General features: G+C 61.6%; 18 protein-coding genes. 11 read left to right on the top strand and 7 right to left on the bottom strand.

Translation table 11 applies throughout. The features are described from left to right. Positions 1-5: 5 nt before the first annotated feature. Positions 6-182 (bottom strand): hypothetical protein, encoded by a 177-nt coding sequence (locus C1X29_RS29450; protein ID WP_007953274.1) that lies wholly within the window; start codon positions 180-182, stop codon positions 6-8. Between the two features lie 179 nt (positions 183-361). Beyond that, on the bottom strand, positions 362-1,264 hold the full coding sequence (locus C1X29_RS18425) for a LysR family transcriptional regulator (RefSeq protein WP_218275686.1): 903 nt from the start codon (positions 1,262-1,264) through the stop codon (positions 362-364). Positions 1,265-1,379: 115 nt separating this feature from the next. Between C1X29_RS18425 and C1X29_RS18420 the strand changes: the two genes are divergently transcribed. Beyond that, positions 1,380-2,258: an MBL fold metallo-hydrolase gene (locus C1X29_RS18420; RefSeq protein WP_102718057.1), complete on the top strand. Its 879-nt coding sequence runs from the start codon at positions 1,380-1,382 to the stop codon at positions 2,256-2,258. 46 nt (positions 2,259-2,304) lie between these two features. After that, entirely contained in the window at positions 2,305-2,919 is a 615-nt protein-coding gene (locus tag C1X29_RS18415) for an NAD(P)-dependent oxidoreductase (RefSeq protein WP_102718056.1), read from the top strand. A gap of 195 nt (positions 2,920-3,114) precedes the next feature. Here the strand turns inward: C1X29_RS18415 and C1X29_RS18410 are convergent, their stop codons facing one another. Further along, the gene (locus C1X29_RS18410) at positions 3,115-3,993 is read right to left on the bottom strand and encodes a LysR substrate-binding domain-containing protein (RefSeq protein ID WP_102718055.1); all 879 of its coding nucleotides are present in this window, start codon (positions 3,991-3,993) and stop codon (positions 3,115-3,117) included. 139 nt (positions 3,994-4,132) lie between these two features. On the opposite strand from C1X29_RS18410, the gene C1X29_RS18405 reads away from it, so the two are divergent. From C1X29_RS18405 to C1X29_RS18380, 6 genes are all read left to right on the top strand, one after another. Beyond that, complete coding sequence (locus tag C1X29_RS18405) at positions 4,133-5,770, top strand: 5-guanidino-2-oxopentanoate decarboxylase (protein WP_007953284.1); 1,638 nt, start codon at positions 4,133-4,135, stop codon at positions 5,768-5,770. Beyond that, entirely contained in the window at positions 5,767-7,218 is a 1,452-nt protein-coding gene (locus C1X29_RS18400; protein WP_102718054.1) for an aldehyde dehydrogenase family protein, read from the top strand. Before C1X29_RS18405 ends, C1X29_RS18400 begins: the two co-directional genes overlap by 4 nt. A gap of 217 nt (positions 7,219-7,435) precedes the next feature. Beyond that, entirely contained in the window at positions 7,436-8,539 is a 1,104-nt protein-coding gene (locus tag C1X29_RS18395; RefSeq protein ID WP_064599076.1) for an extracellular solute-binding protein, read from the top strand. A 186-nt stretch (positions 8,540-8,725) separates the two neighbouring features. Next, entirely contained in the window at positions 8,726-9,634 is a 909-nt protein-coding gene (locus C1X29_RS18390; RefSeq protein ID WP_102718053.1) for an ABC transporter permease, read from the top strand. After that, complete coding sequence (locus C1X29_RS18385) at positions 9,631-10,479, top strand: ABC transporter permease (protein ID WP_064599073.1); 849 nt, start codon at positions 9,631-9,633, stop codon at positions 10,477-10,479. The genes C1X29_RS18390 and C1X29_RS18385 overlap by 4 nt, the downstream gene beginning before the upstream one ends. 16 nt (positions 10,480-10,495) lie before the next feature. Then, complete coding sequence (locus C1X29_RS18380; RefSeq protein WP_007960168.1) at positions 10,496-11,551, top strand: ABC transporter ATP-binding protein; 1,056 nt, start codon at positions 10,496-10,498, stop codon at positions 11,549-11,551. Here the strand turns inward: C1X29_RS18380 and C1X29_RS18375 are convergent, their stop codons facing one another. Beyond that, positions 11,552-12,481 (bottom strand): AraC family transcriptional regulator, encoded by a 930-nt coding sequence (locus C1X29_RS18375; RefSeq protein ID WP_039765922.1) that lies wholly within the window; start codon positions 12,479-12,481, stop codon positions 11,552-11,554. Positions 12,482-12,816: 335 nt separating this feature from the next. On the opposite strand from C1X29_RS18375, the gene C1X29_RS18370 reads away from it, so the two are divergent. Then, a complete protein-coding gene (locus tag C1X29_RS18370) occupies positions 12,817-13,170 on the top strand; it encodes a putative quinol monooxygenase (RefSeq protein ID WP_102687225.1) in 354 nt (117 codons plus the stop codon). A 43-nt stretch (positions 13,171-13,213) separates the two neighbouring features. Beyond that, positions 13,214-13,456: a hypothetical protein gene (locus C1X29_RS18365; RefSeq protein WP_007960172.1), complete on the top strand. Its 243-nt coding sequence runs from the start codon at positions 13,214-13,216 to the stop codon at positions 13,454-13,456. A 4-nt stretch (positions 13,457-13,460) separates the two neighbouring features. Here the strand turns inward: C1X29_RS18365 and C1X29_RS18360 are convergent, their stop codons facing one another. Further along, positions 13,461-14,090, bottom strand: coding sequence for a flavin reductase family protein (locus C1X29_RS18360; RefSeq protein WP_085606680.1), 630 nt, complete (start codon positions 14,088-14,090; stop codon positions 13,461-13,463). Positions 14,091-14,218: 128 nt separating this feature from the next. After that, positions 14,219-14,536 carry a hypothetical protein gene (locus tag C1X29_RS18355; protein WP_102687226.1) on the bottom strand — a complete coding sequence of 106 codons (318 nt, stop codon included), beginning with the start codon at positions 14,534-14,536 and terminating at the stop codon, positions 14,219-14,221. Positions 14,537-14,884: 348 nt separating this feature from the next. On the opposite strand from C1X29_RS18355, the gene C1X29_RS18350 reads away from it, so the two are divergent. After that, positions 14,885-15,643: a hypothetical protein gene (locus tag C1X29_RS18350; RefSeq protein ID WP_085745240.1), complete on the top strand. Its 759-nt coding sequence runs from the start codon at positions 14,885-14,887 to the stop codon at positions 15,641-15,643. Positions 15,644-15,706: 63 nt separating this feature from the next. On the opposite strand, the gene C1X29_RS18345 is transcribed toward C1X29_RS18350, so the two are convergent. Next, the gene (locus C1X29_RS18345) at positions 15,707-17,026 is read right to left on the bottom strand and encodes an MFS transporter (protein WP_011335686.1); all 1,320 of its coding nucleotides are present in this window, start codon (positions 17,024-17,026) and stop codon (positions 15,707-15,709) included. Positions 17,027-17,128 lie beyond the last annotated feature (102 nt).

Raw genomic sequence — 17,128 nt, 5'->3', positions numbered from 1 at the left:
GTGTATCAGCGCAGGGCGTTGAGGGTGGCGTTGTGAGGGATGCAGCGCTCGAAGTTGCAGCTCGCGTACTCACGGGGCAGTTGCCGCAACTGCTCCACGCGCCACGCCGCGGTGCCGTACAGCGCCAGCGTGGCCGCGCAGGTGATGAAAATCGCGAGGTATCTTCTTGTTCTGGTGTTCATGGCGTTGACCTCTGAACGAATACCCTTGGGTACTACTTTCAGCATAGGCCAGAGGGGAGCAGCTGCAAGCTTCGAGCTTCAAGATTGAAGCTTCAAGATTGACGCAGGCTCTCCGCTCTCCGCTTGGAGCTCTCCGCTCTCCGCTTGGAGCTCTCCGCTTGCAGCTTGCAGCTTGCAGCTTAAAGCTGATCCCACTGCGGGTTTTCGGGAAAGCGCTGCACCAGAAAATCCAGCATGCAGCGCAGCGCCGCCGGCATGTGCTTGCGCGAGGCATAGACGGCGTAGATGTTCATCTGCCGAGGCTCGGCGTGGGGCAGCAGGCGAACCAGTTCACCGCTGTGCACATGCACCCCGGCCTGATAGGTCGGCAGCATCGCGACCCCGGCGCCGGCCAGAGTCGCGCGCAGCAGGGTGCTGGCCTCGTTGGCGCTGATGTTGCCCTGCACCGGCACCGAAACCGGTTCGCCATCTTCCTCGAAGTGCCACAGGCTCTTGCCGAAATAGGAATGGGTCAGGCAGTTGTGCCGGCTCAGATCCTCGACCCGTTGTGGCTGCGGATGTTCCTGCAGATAGGCGGGCGCCGCGCAGACCACCGAACGGCAGACCGTCAGTCGCCGGGCGATCAGGTTGGGATCGAGATCGTTGCTGGTGCGGATCGCAAGGTCGATGCGCTCGTCCACCAGGTTCACGGTGCGATCGAGCATTTGCAGGTCGATGTTCACCCCCGGATACGCTTTGACGAACGCCGCCATGGCATCGGCCAGTTGCGCCTGGCCGAACGAGGTACTGACGCTGATCCGCAGCAAACCCCGTGGCGCATCGGCAGGTTCGCTGACGGCGGCCTGCATGTCGCCGGACAGCTCCAGCATCTGCCGGCAGCGCGGCAGGATTTCGTTGCCGGCGGCGGTCAGGCTCAACTTGCGCGTGGTGCGGTGCATCAGGCGCGCGCCGACCCAGTCTTCCAGTTCCGCCAGATAGCGCGACACCACCGGCCGTGACAGGTCCAGTTGATCGGCCGCCGCCGACTGGCTGCCCAGATCCACCACCGTGACAAACACCCGCATTGCTTGGAGACGATCCATGATTTGCCCGCTTTCAGAAACAAACTATGTTCAAGCATCGCATTTTTTGTAACGAGTCTGGCAACTAAGCTCTGTCCCCATCGCCAAGCACGGCATTCGAACAGCGGAGCAACCCATGATCGGCTTCACCACCCTCAAGCGCGTTTTACTGGCCACCGCCACCCTCGGCTTTGCTGCCCACGCAGCGGCTGCGAACCTGACCCTCGATGTCTACAACCCGGGCACCCATGCGATCTTCCCGGTGACCTCGGTGCTGGTCAGCGGCGAGAAGGACGCGATTCTGGTGGACGCGCAGTTCGGCAAATCCCAGGCCGAGCAAGTGGTGGAAAAGATCCGCGCCAGCGGCAAGCAACTGACCACCATCTACATCAGCCACGGTGACCCGGATTACTACTTCGGTCTCGACACCCTGACCAAAGCCTTCCCGGACGCCAAGGTGCTGGCTTCGCAACCGACCGTTGATCACATCAAAAAAACCGTCGACGGCAAGCTTGCGTTCTGGGGTCCGAAAATGGGCGCCGACGTGCCGGCCAAAACCATCGTGCCGGGCGTGCTCAAGGGCGACAGCCTGATGCTCGAAGGTCAGAAATTGCAGGTGGTCGGTCTGGACGGCAAGCAACCGGATCGTAGCTTCGTGTGGATTCCTTCGCTGAAAGCCGTGGTCGGTGGTGTGGTTGTCGCCGAGAACATTCACGTGTGGATGGCCGACACCCAGACTGCGCAATCCCACGCCGACTGGCTGCAAACCCTGCACTCGATCGAAACCCTGAAACCGAAAACCGTGGTGCCGGGTCACTATCTGGGTGACAGCGCCCGTTCGCTGGCGGCCGTGAAATTCACCGCCGACTACATCAAGGCGTTCGATGCCGAAACCGCCAAGGCCAAGGACTCTGCCGCGCTGATCGCCGCGATGAAAAAACGCTACCCGACACTGGGCGAAGAAAGCTCGCTGGAGCTGAGCGCCAAAGTCGCCAAGGGCGAAATGCAGTGGTAACCCGATTCTGAAAAACGCAGCACTCTCAAGCCAACTGGAGAATGTCATGAGCAAGATCGCAATCATTGGTGCCACCGGCCGTGCCGGCAGCCAACTGCTGGAAGAAGCCCTGCGTCGCGGCCATAGCGTCACCGCCATCGCCCGTGATACCTCGAAGATCGGCGCCCGCGCCGGTGTGCTCAGCAAGAATGTCGACGTGCTGGACGCCGCCGCGTTGCAGGACGCCGTCGCCGGTCACGATGTGGTGATCAGCGCAGCGCATTTCGCCACGGTGCCGGCCAGCGCGCTGATCGGCCCGGTGAAACAGGCCGGGGTGAAACGTCTGCTGGTTGTGGGCGGTGCCGGTTCGCTGTTGCTGCCGGACGGCACCCGCGTGATCGACAGCGCCGGTTTCCCGGCCGAGTACAAGGCTGAGGCCAGCGCCGGTGCGGCGTTCCTTGATGCCTTGCGTCAGGAAAAGGAACTGGACTGGACGTTCCTGTCGCCGTCGGCGCTGTTCTTCGAAGGCGAGCGCACCGGCAAGTTCCGCGTCGGCAAGGATGACTTACTGGTGAGTGCTGAAGGTCAGAGCTCGATCAGCTTTGCCGACTATGCGATTGCGTTGATCGACGAAGTGGAAACGCCGAAGCATTCGCGTCAGCGGTTTACCGTCGGTTATTAAGTACTGAAAAGCCCCTCACCCCAGCCCTCTCCCGGAGGGAGAGGGAGCCGATCGTGGGATGCTTGAAAATTACGCCGACTTGAACGGGATGTATTGAATCCATAATCGCCCAGATTTTTCAGGTCGATGTATTACGTAAGACACCTCGGTCAGTTCCCTCTCCCTCCGGGAGAGGGTTAGGGTGAGGGCAAGGCCTCACCGCGTATGAGCCTGCTCAACCAACCACCCCATCAACTCCTGCAATTTCGCCGACGGCTCCGACGCCGGCGCCACGATGTAATAGCCCAGTCCCGTCTTCACCTTCAGATCGAACGGCATCACCAGTCGCCCGGCGTTCAGGTCGTCGCCGATCAGTGACCAGTCGCCGATCGCCACCCCCGTCCCGTGGGACGCCATCGACATCGCCTGATCCAGCGTCTCGAAATGCTGACCGCTGGCGATATTGCTCAAGTGCAGTTCGGCGGCTTCGAGCCAGAGTGTCCAGTCGTCATCCGTGTGAGTCGGGTGCAGCAGCAGATGCTGTTGCAGATCTGCCGGTGTGAGCAGGGCCGGCCCACCGTTGAGCAGTGTCGGCGAGCAGACCGGCGTCAGTTGCTCATCGAACAGATGCAGGGTCGCGGGTGAGTCGTGGGGCGCGGTGCCGTAGATCACCGCCGCGTCGAATTGCTCGCGATGAAAGTCCACCCCGTGCTGCAACGACGCCGTGAGTTTCACCGGCACGTCCGGGCGCTCGCGCTGCCATTGCAGCAGGCGCGGCAACAACCAGCGCATCACGCAGCTCGGCGCCTTGAGTTGCAGGGTCTCGCGTTTGGCGCCGATCTGCTCCACCGAGTCGCCGATCAGGCTGAACACCTGCTGCACCCGTGGCAGCCATTCGCGACCTTCAGCCGTCAGCTCCAGGCCCCGGGCCAGGCGAATGAACAGCTCATAACCCAGATGTTCCTCAAGCCCGGCGATCTGCCGGCTCACCGCACCCTGGGTGATGTGCAACTGCTCGGCGGCCCGGGTGAAGTTGCAGCACTGCGCGGTAATCAGAAACGTGTGCAGGGCGGGCAGGGGAGGCAGTCGTTTCATGTGGATCCAAGGTATGACGTGAGGACATGGCTAGTATGAGCTTTTATCGATTGTTGCGGCTACGGGTCGCCCGTTTCAATGAGGCCAATCACCGGTTCCTTTAAAGCCCGGTGCCTCAACGAACAAGAAGGGCAAAGACATGGCGACGTGTGGCGAAGTACTGGTCAAGTTACTCGAAGATTATGGGGTCGAGCAGGTGTTCGGCATTCCCGGGGTGCATACCGTGGAGCTGTATCGCGGGCTGGCCCGTTCGAGCATCAACCACGTCACCCCGCGCCACGAGCAAGGCGCCGGCTTCATGGCCGACGGTTATGCCCGCACCAGCGGCAAACCGGGTGTGTGCTTCATCATCACAGGTCCAGGCATGACCAACATCACCACCGCCATGGGCCAGGCGTACGCCGATTCGATCCCGATGCTGGTGATCTCCAGCGTGCAGTCGCGCAGCCAACTGGGCGGCGGTCGCGGCAAGCTGCATGAACTGCCGAACCAGAGCGCATTGGTCGGCGGCGTGGCGGCGTTCTCCCACACCCTGATGTCGGCGTCCGAATTGCCGGGCGTACTGGCCCGTGCGTTTGCGCTGTTCCAGGCCGGGCGTCCGCGTCCGGTGCACATCGAAATTCCGCTGGACGTGCTGGTCGAAGAAGCCGACGAACTGCTGACCAGCGTGCCGGTCAACATCGACCGCGCCGGTGCTGCGCCGGCCGCCGTGAGCCGCATGACTGAACTGCTGGCCGGCGCCCAGCGTCCGCTGATCCTCGCCGGGGGCGGCGCCATCGACGCAGCGGCCGAACTCACCGAACTGGCCGAGCTGCTCGACGCACCGGTGGCCCTGACCATCAACGCCAAAGGCATGCTGCCGTCCAGCCATCCTCTGCTGATCGGATCGACCCAGAGCCTGGTGGCGACTCGCGCTCTGGTGGCCGATGCCGACGTGGTGCTGGCGATCGGCACCGAGCTGGCGGAAACCGACTACGACGTCACCTTCGCCGGCGGCTTCGAAATCCCCGGCAAGTTGCTTCGCGTCGATATCGATCCCGACCAGACCGTGCGCAACTACCCGCCGCACGTGGCGCTAGTGGCCGACTCGCGCAACGCTGCGCAAGCATTGCTGAGCGCGCTGTCGCACAAACCGCTGGCCGAGCGCCGCAACGATTGGGGTCAGGTGCGTGCCGCGCGTCTGCGTGAAGACCTGGCTGCGACCTGGGATGCCCCGACGCTGGCCCAGACCCGTTTCCTCGAAACCGTGCTGCACGAATTGCCGAACGCAGTGTTCGTCGGTGACTCCACGCAACCGGTGTACACCGGCAACCTGACGTTCAACCCGGAGCGCCCGCGCCGCTGGTTCAACTCGTCCACCGGTTACGGCACCCTCGGTTACGCCTTGCCGGCAGCGATCGGCGCGTGGCTCGGTGGCAACCTCGAACACGGCGCACGTCCGCCGGTGGTGTGTCTGATCGGCGACGGCGGTCTGCAATTCACCCTGCCGGAACTGGCCAGCGCCGTCGAAGCGCGCACCCCGGTGATCATCCTGCTGTGGAATAACCAGGGTTACGAAGAGATCAAGAAGTACATGGTCAACCGCGCCATCGAGCCGGTGGGCGTGGATATCTATACCCCGGATTTCATCGGTGTGGCCAAGGCACTGGGTTGCGCAGCAGAAGCGATCAGCTCGGCCGAACACCTGCGCGGTGCACTGCGCGCCGCCACCGATCGTCAGGGCCCGACCCTGATCGAAATCGACCAGACCCAATGGATGAAGGCGGTGGCCCAATGATCAATTTCCCGACCACACTCGACGGCCTGTACATCAACGGCCAATGGTCCGCCGGCCGCGAACACCTGCGCGTCATCAACCCGGCCACCGAAGCGCTGCTGACCACGGTCAATGGCGGTGACGAAAGCGCCGTCAACCAGGCTGTAACGGCGGCGACCGAAGCCTTCAAGGGCTGGTCGAAAACCACCGGTGCCGAGCGCGCCGCGATACTGCGCAACATCGCCAATGGCGTGCGCAACGGCCGCGAACATCTGATGAGGTTGCAGTCGAGCAACAACGGAAAACCGCAGTTCGAAGCGGGCATCGATGTCGACGACGTGATCGCCACGTTCGAGTATTACGCCGAACTCGCCGAAGGCCTCGACGCCAGACTCGACAGCGACGTGCCGCTGCCCAGCGACGATTTCAGCGCACGTCTGCGCCGCGAGCCGTGCGGTGTGGTCGGGCTGATCGTGCCGTGGAATTTCCCGATGGTCACCACCGCGTGGAAACTCGCGCCAGCTCTCGCTGCCGGTTGCTGCGTGGTGCTCAAGCCGTCGGAAGTCACGCCGCTGCCGGAGCTGGAACTGGCGACCATCATCGCCGAATCCGGTCTGCCCAAAGGCGTGTTCAACCTGGTGTGCGGCACCGGTCTGGCAGTCGGTGCACCGCTGTCAGCGGATCCGCGCATCGCCAAGGTTTCCTTCACCGGCAGCAACGCCGTGGGTGTGCAAGTGATGCAGCGCGCCGCTGAAACCGTGAAGGGCGTTAGCCTGGAACTGGGCGGCAAATCCTCGCTGCTGATTCTTGAAGATGCCGACCTGGATCTGGCGGTGGAGCTGGCTTGCGGTGGCGGTTTCTTCAACGCCGGGCAGATGTGCTCGGCCACCAGCCGGGTGCTGGTTGCCGATGAAATCGCCGATGAATTCCTGATTCGTCTGAAGGCCCGCGCGGAAAAAATCCGGGTGGCCGATCCGTTCGATCCTGAAGTCGAGATGGGCGCGCTGGTCAATCAGGCGCAGTACCAGCGTGTGCTCGGTCACATCGACCGTGGCCTCAGCGCCGGGGCCAAGCTGATCTGTGGCGGTAATCGTCCGGCCGATCTGCCGCGCGGATATTTCTTGCAGCCGACGATCTTCACCGAAGTGCCCCTCGACAGTGCGCTGTGGTGTGAAGAGATTTTCGGCCCGGTGATCTGCGTGCGCAGTTTCGCTTCGGAAGCGGAGGCGATTGCCCTGGCCAACGACAGTCAGTTCGGGCTGGTCGCCAGTGTCGTCACGCGCAATGCCGAGACCGCGGATCGGGTCGCCAACGCCCTGCAGGCGGGGCTGGTGTGGCTCAACGCGCCGCAGGTGATCTTCCCGCAGACCGCGTGGGGCGGCTACAAACAGAGCAGCATCGGCCGCGAATTGGGGCCATGGGGCCTGGCGGCATTTCAGGAAATCAAGCACGTGATTCGCGCGCTCTGAATGCCCGAAAAAGGTCAGCGCATGCCTCGCAACGAGGCATGCGCCGGCGTCATGGCTCCAATGAGTTTTTATCGATAGTCAGGTGTTTTGCACGACCTCAGGATGAACCCGCAGACCACGCTCAAGCCCTTTGAAACCGGGCGCTTGAGCAATTTCGGTCAGGCAGATGCAAGGGTTGCGATCAGTCTCATACTTACAAGAATAATGGGAGTCCTAAATGGGCGAGCACGATCTGAACAGGCGTCAATTCATCAAAACCGTCGGTGTGGCCTCGGTGGCTGCGGCGGCCATGAGCATGCCCTTCATCCGGGCCAGTGCCAGCGACACCCGCTTTGCCGGCAAGACCCTGCGCCTGTTGACCTGGTCCGATGACACGGGCCTCGCCGCACTGCGCAACATCGCTGCAACGTTCGAAGCCAAGACCGGCGCCAAAGTGATTGCCGACCGTACCGGCAGCACCTCGGAAATGGTCGCCAAGCTCAAGGCCGGTGGTGACCGCCCGCAGTACGACATCATCACCCTGGCTGGCGTCGGCGCCGAAGGTCTGGCCGCTGCCGGACTGCTGGAAAAACCCGATCTCAACCGCATTCCCAACCTGGTCGACGTACCGGAAAAATACCGCACCGGGGCCAACGGTCACGGCATCGGTTACCTGCTGTGGTGCAACAGTCTGGTTTACAGCACTCGCACCCAGACCACCGCGCCGGACAGTTACGCGGCACTGTGGGACGCCGATCTGGCACCGAACATTTTCCTGCCGCCGCCGAACTGGACCGAGGCCATGGACCTGATCATCATCGCCGCCAAACTGGCCGGTGGTGACGAGCACAACATCGAGCCGGGCTTCAAGAAACTCGCCGAGCTGAAAGACCGCGTGGTGACCCTGGGCGAAAACCCGAACCAGATCGCCGAGCTGTTCCGCACCGGCTCCCTGGACATGGGCGGCCTGTATGCCCCGGCGTTTTTCCCCAAGCAGATCCGCGACCCGAACTATGGCCTCGGCGCCACGTTCGGCATGAAGGAAGGTTTCTACACCGACCTGATGCTTTCGGTAATGCCGAAGAACCGTCCGGGCGACACCGACCTGGCCTACGCCTTCATCGACCACTCCCTCGACCCGCTGGTGCAGGGCAAGATGGCCGAAGACATCTTCAACGGTCCGGTCAACGCCAAGGCGATCATCTCCGCCGAAGCGCGCAAGAGCCCGTTCATCCTCACGCCGGAGCAGATCGCGGAGAAGGCGATCATGCACGACAACGCCTTCCTGGCGACCGTGCATGACCAGTGGATTCGTCGCTACACGGAAATCTTTTCTTCCTGACGCAAACACAAACCTTCAGAACACCGCAAACCCCTGTGGGAGCTGGCTTGCCAGCGATGACGGCCTACCTGTCGACAGTGATGTCACTGACAGATTGCTATCGCGAGCAAGCTCGCTCTTACAGGTTTCTCGGTGGATTTGAAGGCAGTGTCTGTCAGTTGTTTTTCCATTGACGAGATCATTGCTATGGAACATCAATCCCTGACCCAACCGGTCGGCGCGGGTGACGCGCGCCCGGCGCGCGGTGTTTCGCCGACCGCGCGGGCGTGGTTTTTCCTCACGCCGTCGATGCTGTTTCTCGGCGTGCTGATTGCCGCCAGCCTGCTGGTGCTGCGCATGAGTGTCGGTACCAAGGGTGCGGAGTGGTCCGGTTTCAGCCTGACCAGTTACGCCCAGTTGCTCGAACCCTACTACCTCAAATCGTTGCTGCTGACCTTGCGTCTGGCGCTGATCAGCGCGGTGATCGCCGTGGTGCTGGCGATCCCGGTGGCGTACACCATGTCGCGCCTGACTTCGCCATTCGTGCGACGGATTTTTCTGGCGGCGGTGCTGCTGCCGCTGCTGGTCAACCTGCTGCTGCAAAGCTATGGCTGGCTGGTGATCCTCGGCCCTGGCGGCATGCTCAACCAGACCCTGATGGGCCTCGGTCTGATCAAGCGTCCGATCATGTTGCTGTACAACCAGAACGGCGTGTTGATGGGCCTGGTGCAGACCGCGTTCCCGCTGGCTGTGCTGCCGATTGCCAGCGCCATGCGCGGTGTTGCTCGCAGCTATGAAGAAGCCGCCGCGACCCTCGGTGCCAGCCGCTTTCAAGTGTTCCGTCAGGTGGTGTTGCCGATGAGTCTGCCGGGGATCATCACCGGCGCGACCCTGGTGTTCGCCTACAACGCCAGCAGCTTCGTGGTGCCGCTTTTGCTCGGCGGTCGGCGCGTGCCGATGCTCGCGGTGATGGTGCATGACCAGATCGCCCCGCTGATGAACTGGCCCGCCGCATCCGCCGCCGGTGTGGTGCTGATCGTCACCACGCTCGCCATCATGACCTTGTCCGAATACATCACCGGCCGCCGTCGCCGTCTGCTGGAGGCTTCGCAATGAGTGCCCTGATCAAGAAGCGTCAGTCGCTGTTGCCGGGCGACACCGGCAAGTTCGCCGGCATTCTTTCCGGGATCATTTTGTTCCTGGCCGTGTTGCCGATCCTGACCATGATCGTGATGTCGTTCAGCGGCGCGTCTAACCTTGACTTCCCGCCGAGCAGCTACAGCCTGCAGTGGTACAAAGCGGCGTGGCACACCTTCGTTTCGCCCGATGCCAGCGATGTGCTGAGCCTCGGCCAGGCCATGGGCACCAGTTTGCTGGTGGCGTGCCTGACGATGATTTTCGCCACGCTGATCGCGGTGCCGGCGGCCTACGCGCTGACCCGTTGCGAGTTCCGTGGCAAGGGTGTGGCGCTGCAGCTGATGTCGCTGCCGCTGGTGTTCCCGATGGTGGTGCTGGGGCTGGCGTTGCTGCTGGTGTTCGACAGCCTGCCGTTCCACATGACCACCTCGCGGCTGGTGATTGCTCACGTGATTCTGGCGCTGCCGTTCGTGGTGAAGAACTGCACGGCGGCCATGCTTTCCATCGGCAGCGAAGTCGAAGAGGCGGCGCAGATGCTCGGCGCTTCGCCGTTGCGGGCCATCGTCGATGTGGTGGTGCCGTTGATGAAATCGGGGATTCTGGCGGGGATGCTGCTGGCGTTCATCGTCTCGTTCAACGAATTCACCGTGACCTATTTCCTCTACACCATCGACGTCATGACCGTGCCGATCTGGATGTACAGCCGCACCGTGTCTTCGCTCGACCCAACCGTGTTCTCGTTTGCCGTGCTGATCGTGCTGATCGACTTCGTCCTGATCTGGGCGCTGGAGAAGCTGGTCGGTGAGGGCGGCGTTTCGTTCTGATTTCTTGAGGTGATTTATGTCTGGTCTGATTCTGGAAAACGTCGAGAAACACTACGGCTCGGCCTGCGCGGTAAAAGACGTCAACCTGCATTTGCCCGAGGGCAAACTGGTGTGCTTCCTCGGCCCGTCGGGCTGCGGCAAGACCACGTTGCTGCGCATGATCGCCGGGCTGGAAACCCTCACCGGCGGCGAGATCCGCCTGGACGGCGAGGACATCGGCCACACCCCGGCGCATCTGCGCAACTTCGGCATGGTGTTTCAGTCGCTGGCGCTGTTCCCGCACATGACCGTGGGCGAGAACATCGCCTATCCGCTGAAACTGCGCGGTGTGAGCAAGGCTGATCAACAGGCGCGGGTGGTGGAGTTGCTGGAGCTGATCCAGTTGCAACCGATGATTGATCGTCCGGTGGCGAAACTGTCCGGTGGCCAGCGTCAGCGAGTGGCGATTGCCCGGGCGATTGCCTCGCATCCGAAAATCCTTCTGCTCGACGAACCGCTGTCGGCGTTGGATGCCAAGTTGCGCGAGTCGATGCAGGTGGAAATCCGTCAGCTGCAGCAACGCTTGAACATCACCACCATCATGGTTACCCACGATCAACGTGAAGCCATGACCATGGCCGATATCGTGGTGGTGTTGGGCGAGCATCGGGTGCAGCAGGTGGGTACGCCGATTGAAATCTACCGGCACCCGGCCAACGAATTCGTCGCGGACTTTATCGGCTCCGGCAATATCTTCCCGGCCACCGCACTGGGCGATGGCAAGGTCGTGCTGCCGGGCGGCGATGCCCTGCAAGTGCCGATCTGCAGCAGCATCGTAGTCGGGCAGAAAGTGAAGATGCTGATTCGTCCCGAAGACCTGCAACTGTCGGCGCCCCAGGCCACGGCGGGCAATCGCCTGCTGGGCAAGGTGACGTTTGTGCGCGACATCGGCGCGACCATCGAGACTACGGTGGAGTGTTCCGGCGTGACGTTTACGGCGCTGAGTACGCCGTGTCAGGGCTTCGGTCTGGGGATCGGGCATCCGGTGTCGGTGACGTTGCCGAGTGAGGCGTGTCGGGTGCTCGGCGCCTGATCAGACACTCAATCGCAGGCGCGCCAGATCCCGCAACGGCGGCGCGCCAAACAACCGGCTGTACTCGCGACTGAACTGCGACGGACTTTCATACCCCACCCGATACCCCGCCGCCGACGCTTCCAGCCCTTCAGCCAGCATCAAACGCCGCGCCTCCTGCAGGCGCAGCTGCTTCTGATACTGCAACGGACTCATCGCCGTCATCGCCTTGAAACGGTGATGCAGGGTCGAGACGCTGAGGTTCACTTCCTTCGCCAGATCATCGATGCGCAGCGGCTGTTCGAAGTTGCCGTTGAGCCATTTGATCGCCTGGCTGATGCGGTGGCTCTGGCTGTTGGCGATGGCGATTTCGTACAGCCGATGGCCCTGCGGACTGCGCAGCAGGCGATAGAGAATCTCCCGGCGGATCAGCGGCGCGAGCATGGCGATGTCTTTCGGCGCGTCGAGCAGGCGGGCCAGACGCAGCACCGCATCGAGCATGGCGCTGTCGATCTTCTCCACATACAAACCGCGTCCGGTCGGACGGGTCGGCACGCCCATCGGGCCGGCATCGGCGATCAGCGCGGTGATTTCCGCAGGATCAATGTCCAGGCGCACGGCGAGGATCGGCTCTTCGGGCGAGACATTCACCACCCGACCACTCAACGGCATCGAGACCGATACCACCAGGTAATTAAGCGGGTCGTAATTGAAGAATTCGTCCGCCAGCCGTACCTCTTTGCGACCCTGGGCCATGATGCACAGCGCCGGTTGCGCGAGCACCGGGGCGAAGTCATGGGACTGGGTGTGGCGCGACATGAACAGCGAGCCGACGGCAGTGGCATAACTGCCATCTTCGGATGTGTTGCGGCGAATGATGGCCGCCAGTTCCGCGCGCTGCTTTTCCATGTCGGCATCGGGCGGCGCCTGAAAACGATCGAACGACGTCATGCACAGCCTCCTCGGCAAGGGATGGAATGGGAGCAGAGCATAAGTTTGTGCAAGCGCAAGCGGTAGACACATCCTGCGAAATGCTTGCCTGATCCTGCATGGGTTTGTTGACTCGTCCAGCCATAGCAGGACGCAGATCGTCAGAGTTGCCCGAAACCGGTGTGACAGGACGGTGACAGCAATTCACGACTTGTTACAGGTCTGCACGACAGTCTCGCAGGATTGTGCAACGCGACGGCAGGAATCGACTAACGGCGAACGGGAGGCGGCCCTTAACCTTGAATCCTGTCGCAGCCCGTCCCCGGCTGCCACGCGACTCCCTGGGAGGGTTGAACATGTCCAAGCAGATTCCCGTCAGTCATATGGCCTTCGTTCGAGCGCGCGCCGGACGCTCGGCGGAACTCGGCATGCGCCTGAGCGCCCTGATCGAACCGTCCCGTGCCGCCCCCGGTTGCCTGAGCTTCGCCTTGCAGCATTCGCAGTGTGATCCGGAGTTGTGGCTGGTCTCCGGTTTCTGGAACAACCAGCAATCGATGACCGCGTATTTCAGCAGCCCGTCGATGGAAATCTTTGCCGAGCTGGTGCAGGACCTGGTGGTCAACAGCCTGGATTTCCACACCTTCAAGGAAGTCTCGGCCGCACAGGCCGTAGGGCAATGCACTGCGCCGATACACAAACTCGCCGGTTGAATGTTTAATGTCGGGCTTATCCGATTGAGCCAGGACCTGCGATATGGCACGTAAAGAGTTCGAACACTTCGAAGCGGTTTCCGCTGTAGTCCCCGTCGAGTTGGGCGGCAACAAGGGTTATCACGCGGCGATCGCCGTCAAGGCCCTGGTCGACGGCGGTGCACCGCGCTTTCACAAATTGCTGAACGATCAGGTTTTCCCCGGCGCCATCGCGGCCGATGAAGCCGCGATCAATGAGCTGGACAAGCTCAAGGGCGTTACCGACGACGCCGAGCTGATCTGGTAAGCGCTTACTTCGTTGCCCCCGGGCGCCACATCTTGAACAACGCCTCCGGCCCCAGCTGGAAATAGTCCGCCGGCCCGCCGCCCCGCAGTATCGGTTCGGCGGCGGCCGTGTCGTAGATCCCGTCCTTCAACAGCCACTTGGCGATATGCACGGCGACCACTTCGCCGAGCACCAGCCAGCTCGGCACGGTCTCGCCGTCGGCGCGTTGCAACTGAATGATCTGGGTGACCTTGCACTCGAAGGACACCGGGCTTTCGGCCACGCGCGGCACGGCAATCACCTTCGACGCCACCGGCGTCAGCCCTGCGAGTTCGAACTCGTTGACCTGCGGCCCGACCATCGCGCAGCTCTGGTTCATCTGCTCGGCCAGCGGTCGGGTGGCGAGGTTCCAGACGAATTCGCCGGTCTGCTCGATGTTGTTCAGGCTGTCTTTGCGACCGACGCTGGAGAACCCGATGATCGGCGGAATGTAGTTGAACGCGTTGAAAAAGCTGTAGGGCGCCAGGTTCAGCCGGCCCTCGGCATCCTGCGAAGAAATCCAGCCGATGGGACGCGGGCCGACGATGGCGTTGAACGGATCGTGGGGCAGGCCGTGGCCGTTGGCCGGTTCGTAGAAATGGATGTCATCGGGCATGGCGGGGTGATCCTGAAGGCTTCTATAAGCGACCAATAGTGCAAGTCCGATCCGCGAAGATCAAATACCGACCTTTGGAAATGAACAAGCCCGGCAATGGCCGGGCTTTGGTGTCTGCATTCTGGCAATCAGTTGATGGCAGCGGCGGTACCGGTTTTATCAAAGCCGTCGGCGGCGATGGCGTTTGCGGTGCCTGTTTTATCGAAACCGTCTGCAGCGATGGCGTTGGCAGTGCCGGTTTTATCGAAACCATCGGCAGCAACGGCTTTGCCAACGTTGGTTTTATCGAAACCATCGGCAGCGTAGGCGCCGGTGTGGCTGGTTTCGATGGCAGCGCTGGCGCCGGAAATGAAGTCGGCGGATTTGGTTTTGTCCGAACCGTCGGCGGCAAAAGTGTTGGCGGCCAGTACGGACAGGGTCAGGGCGAGGATCAGTTTGGTTTTCATGGTCGTTCTCCAGATTCGAAATTCGTTGGCGATGTGTTTCGCATGGGGTTCATGCTACGCCAACTAAATTGATTAAAAAGCGCAAAATAATGCTAGAAACAATCGATTAAATTGATATTAAGGGCGACACATTCAATTCGCTTTCGTCGTCGGAGCGAGCGTCGCGCAGTTAATCGATCAGGTAGGTGCAGGATGCGGCAGGGGCATTAACCGGTGATTAATCGCCGTTTTTTGCGTGTGTGACAGAATTTTCATGGATTCCCGACCGGTTTTTCACCCGCGCAACGCCAGTCTGCCCACGGCCATAAAGCCAAAAACCGGCCGTCACACACTGGAGCGTTGCCTGCGATGAATAAACTGCCTCAAATCACCCTGGCCTTCTGGGTCATGAAAATCTGCGCGACGACCCTGGGGGAAACCGCGGGGGATTTGTTGTCGATGACCCTTAACGTCGGCTACGCCATCAGCTCGCTGATCCTGATCAGCGTGTTTGTCCTGACGCTGGTCGCGCAGTTGATGTCCAAGACTTACAAGCCGTTGCTGTACTGGATCGTGATCCTGTCGACCAGCACCGCCGGCACCACCATGTCCGACTTCATGGACCGCACGCTGGAACTGGGTTACGCCACCGGTTCCATGATCCTGATCGCGATCCTGCTGGCGATCTTCGCGGCTTGGCGCCTGAGCGGCGACTCGCTCAACGTCACCAAGGTGCAGAGCTTTCGCGGCGAGATGTTCTACTGGATGGCGATTCTGTTCTCCAACACCCTGGGCACCGCACTCGGCGATTACCTGGCGGACGACTCCGGCCTGGGCTTTGCCGGTGGCGCGCTGTTGATCGGCTCGGCGATTGGTGTGGTCGTGCTGCTCAAGTACTTCACGAAGATTTCGTCGGTGGCGCTGTTCTGGGTGGCGTTCGTGCTGACCCGGCCGTTTGGCGCGACATTGGGCGACTTGATGACCAAGTCCCATGAGAAGGGCGGACTGGATTTCGGCACCATCGGTTCGTCGGCGGTGCTGGCGGGGATTCTGCTGGTGATGATCGTCGGGGCGTCGTATGCGCAGAAGCGTTATGGCAGCAAACAGGGCGTTGCCGAGTTGTCCTGATCGGGAAATCGGACAGAAAAGAAAACGCGCGAAGGTCTTGCACCTTCGCGCGTTTTTTTGCGATCAGTCAGTGACGATACGCGAGTGTTTCTGCGTGTCTTTCATGGTGATGTACACCAGCAGGGACACCGCGATGCACGCGGTCACGTACCAGTAGTAACCGGTTTCCATGCCGATGCTCTTGAACCACAGCGCGATGTATTCGGCGGTGCCGCCGAAGATCGACACGGTCAGTGCGTACGGCAGGCCGACGCCCAGGGCGCGGATTTCGGTCGGGAACAGCTCGGCCTTCACCACGGCGTTGATCGAGGTGTAGCCGCTGACGATGATCAGCGCCGCCATGATCAGGAAGAACGCGCCCCACCAGGTCTGGATGGTGTGCAGGGTCATCAGGATCGGCACGGTGAAGATCGTACCGAGCACGCCGAAGGCGATCAGGATCGGACGACGACCGATTTTATCGGACAGGCCGCCGATGATCGGTTGCAGGCACATGAACAGGAACAGCGTGGCGGCAGAAATGGTGGTGGAGTCGGAGATGCTCATGCCGACGGTGTTCACCAGGTATTTCTGCATGTAGGTGGTGTAGGTGTAGAACGCCAGCGTACCGCCCATGGTCAGGCCGACCACGGTGAGCAGTTCCTTCGGATGACGAAGCAAGGTGCGCATGGCGCTTTCCTTGGACTTCTCTTTCTTGGTGAACGACTCGGTTTCTTCCATGCCGCGACGCAGGTACAGCGCCACGATTGCGCACAGCGCGCCGATGGCGAACGGAATACGCCAGCCCCACGCGTACAGCTCTTCGGTGGTCAGGAACTGTTGCAGCACGATCAGGACGCCCAGCGCGATGAGCTGGCCGGAAATCAGGGTCACGTACTGGAAGCTGGAGAAGAAGCCGCGACGATCCTTGGTCGCCATCTCCGACAGATAAGTCGCCGAGGTGCCGTATTCGCCACCGACCGACAGGCCTTGCAGCAGGCGGGCGAACACCAGCAGGATCGGCGCGCCGACACCGATGGTTTCATAACCCGGGCTCAGGGCGATGATCAGCGAGCCGAAGCACATCAGGTAAACCGAGGCCATCAGGGCTTTTTTGCGTCCGACCTTGTCGGCGTACAGGCCCATCAGCCAGCCACCGATCGGGCGCATCAGGAAGCCCACGGCGAAGATCGCGGCGGTGTTGAGCAGTTGGGCGGTGGTGTCGCCTTTGGGGAAGAAGGCTTTGGCGAAGTACAGCGAGAAGGCGGCATAGACGTACCAGTCGTACCACTCGACCATGTTGCCGACGGAACCGCTGAAGATCGACTTGATGCGACTGGCGGTGGTTCGTTCTTTAGCCGGCACGGCAGCCGACCCAAGAGGCAGGGCGTTGGAGTTATCCATTGAAGGATCCTTCATTTAATTGTTTTTGTGGAGCGCGTTGAAACGCAGCCTGCGAGGGCTATAGCAGGAGCTGTGCCAACGGGGGGAGGGCCGGTTTAGAGG

Origin of the sequence: Pseudomonas sp. GW456-12-10-14-LB2, assembly GCF_002884345.1 — a bacterium.
GTDB lineage: Bacteria > Pseudomonadota > Gammaproteobacteria > Pseudomonadales > Pseudomonadaceae > Aquipseudomonas > Aquipseudomonas paraglycinae.
The sequence above is the reverse complement of the archived record's forward strand: the minus strand, read 5'-3'. Positions and strand labels throughout refer to the sequence as shown.

Coding starts and splice junctions, on each gene's coding strand:
- C1X29_RS18425 (WP_218275686.1), bottom strand. CDS start 1,264: ATGGATCGTCTCCAAGCAATGCGGGTGTTTGTCACGGTGGTGGATCTG.
- C1X29_RS18410 (WP_102718055.1), bottom strand. CDS start 3,993: ATGAAACGACTGCCTCCCCTGCCCGCCCTGCACACGTTTCTGATTACC.
- C1X29_RS18360 (WP_085606680.1), bottom strand. CDS start 14,090: ATGCCCGATGACATCCATTTCTACGAACCGGCCAACGGCCACGGCCTG.
- C1X29_RS18405 (WP_007953284.1), top strand. CDS start 4,133: ATGGCGACGTGTGGCGAAGTACTGGTCAAGTTACTCGAAGATTATGGG.
- C1X29_RS18370 (WP_102687225.1), top strand. CDS start 12,817: ATGTCCAAGCAGATTCCCGTCAGTCATATGGCCTTCGTTCGAGCGCGC.
- C1X29_RS29450 (WP_007953274.1), bottom strand. CDS start 182: ATGAACACCAGAACAAGAAGATACCTCGCGATTTTCATCACCTGCGCG.
- C1X29_RS18395 (WP_064599076.1), top strand. CDS start 7,436: ATGGGCGAGCACGATCTGAACAGGCGTCAATTCATCAAAACCGTCGGT.
- C1X29_RS18355 (WP_102687226.1), bottom strand. CDS start 14,536: ATGAAAACCAAACTGATCCTCGCCCTGACCCTGTCCGTACTGGCCGCC.
- C1X29_RS18350 (WP_085745240.1), top strand. CDS start 14,885: ATGAATAAACTGCCTCAAATCACCCTGGCCTTCTGGGTCATGAAAATC.
- C1X29_RS18390 (WP_102718053.1), top strand. CDS start 8,726: ATGGAACATCAATCCCTGACCCAACCGGTCGGCGCGGGTGACGCGCGC.
- C1X29_RS18400 (WP_102718054.1), top strand. CDS start 5,767: ATGATCAATTTCCCGACCACACTCGACGGCCTGTACATCAACGGCCAA.
- C1X29_RS18345 (WP_011335686.1), bottom strand. CDS start 17,026: ATGGATAACTCCAACGCCCTGCCTCTTGGGTCGGCTGCCGTGCCGGCT.
- C1X29_RS18380 (WP_007960168.1), top strand. CDS start 10,496: ATGTCTGGTCTGATTCTGGAAAACGTCGAGAAACACTACGGCTCGGCC.
- C1X29_RS18375 (WP_039765922.1), bottom strand. CDS start 12,481: ATGACGTCGTTCGATCGTTTTCAGGCGCCGCCCGATGCCGACATGGAA.
- C1X29_RS18365 (WP_007960172.1), top strand. CDS start 13,214: ATGGCACGTAAAGAGTTCGAACACTTCGAAGCGGTTTCCGCTGTAGTC.
- C1X29_RS18420 (WP_102718057.1), top strand. CDS start 1,380: ATGATCGGCTTCACCACCCTCAAGCGCGTTTTACTGGCCACCGCCACC.
- C1X29_RS18385 (WP_064599073.1), top strand. CDS start 9,631: ATGAGTGCCCTGATCAAGAAGCGTCAGTCGCTGTTGCCGGGCGACACC.
- C1X29_RS18415 (WP_102718056.1), top strand. CDS start 2,305: ATGAGCAAGATCGCAATCATTGGTGCCACCGGCCGTGCCGGCAGCCAA.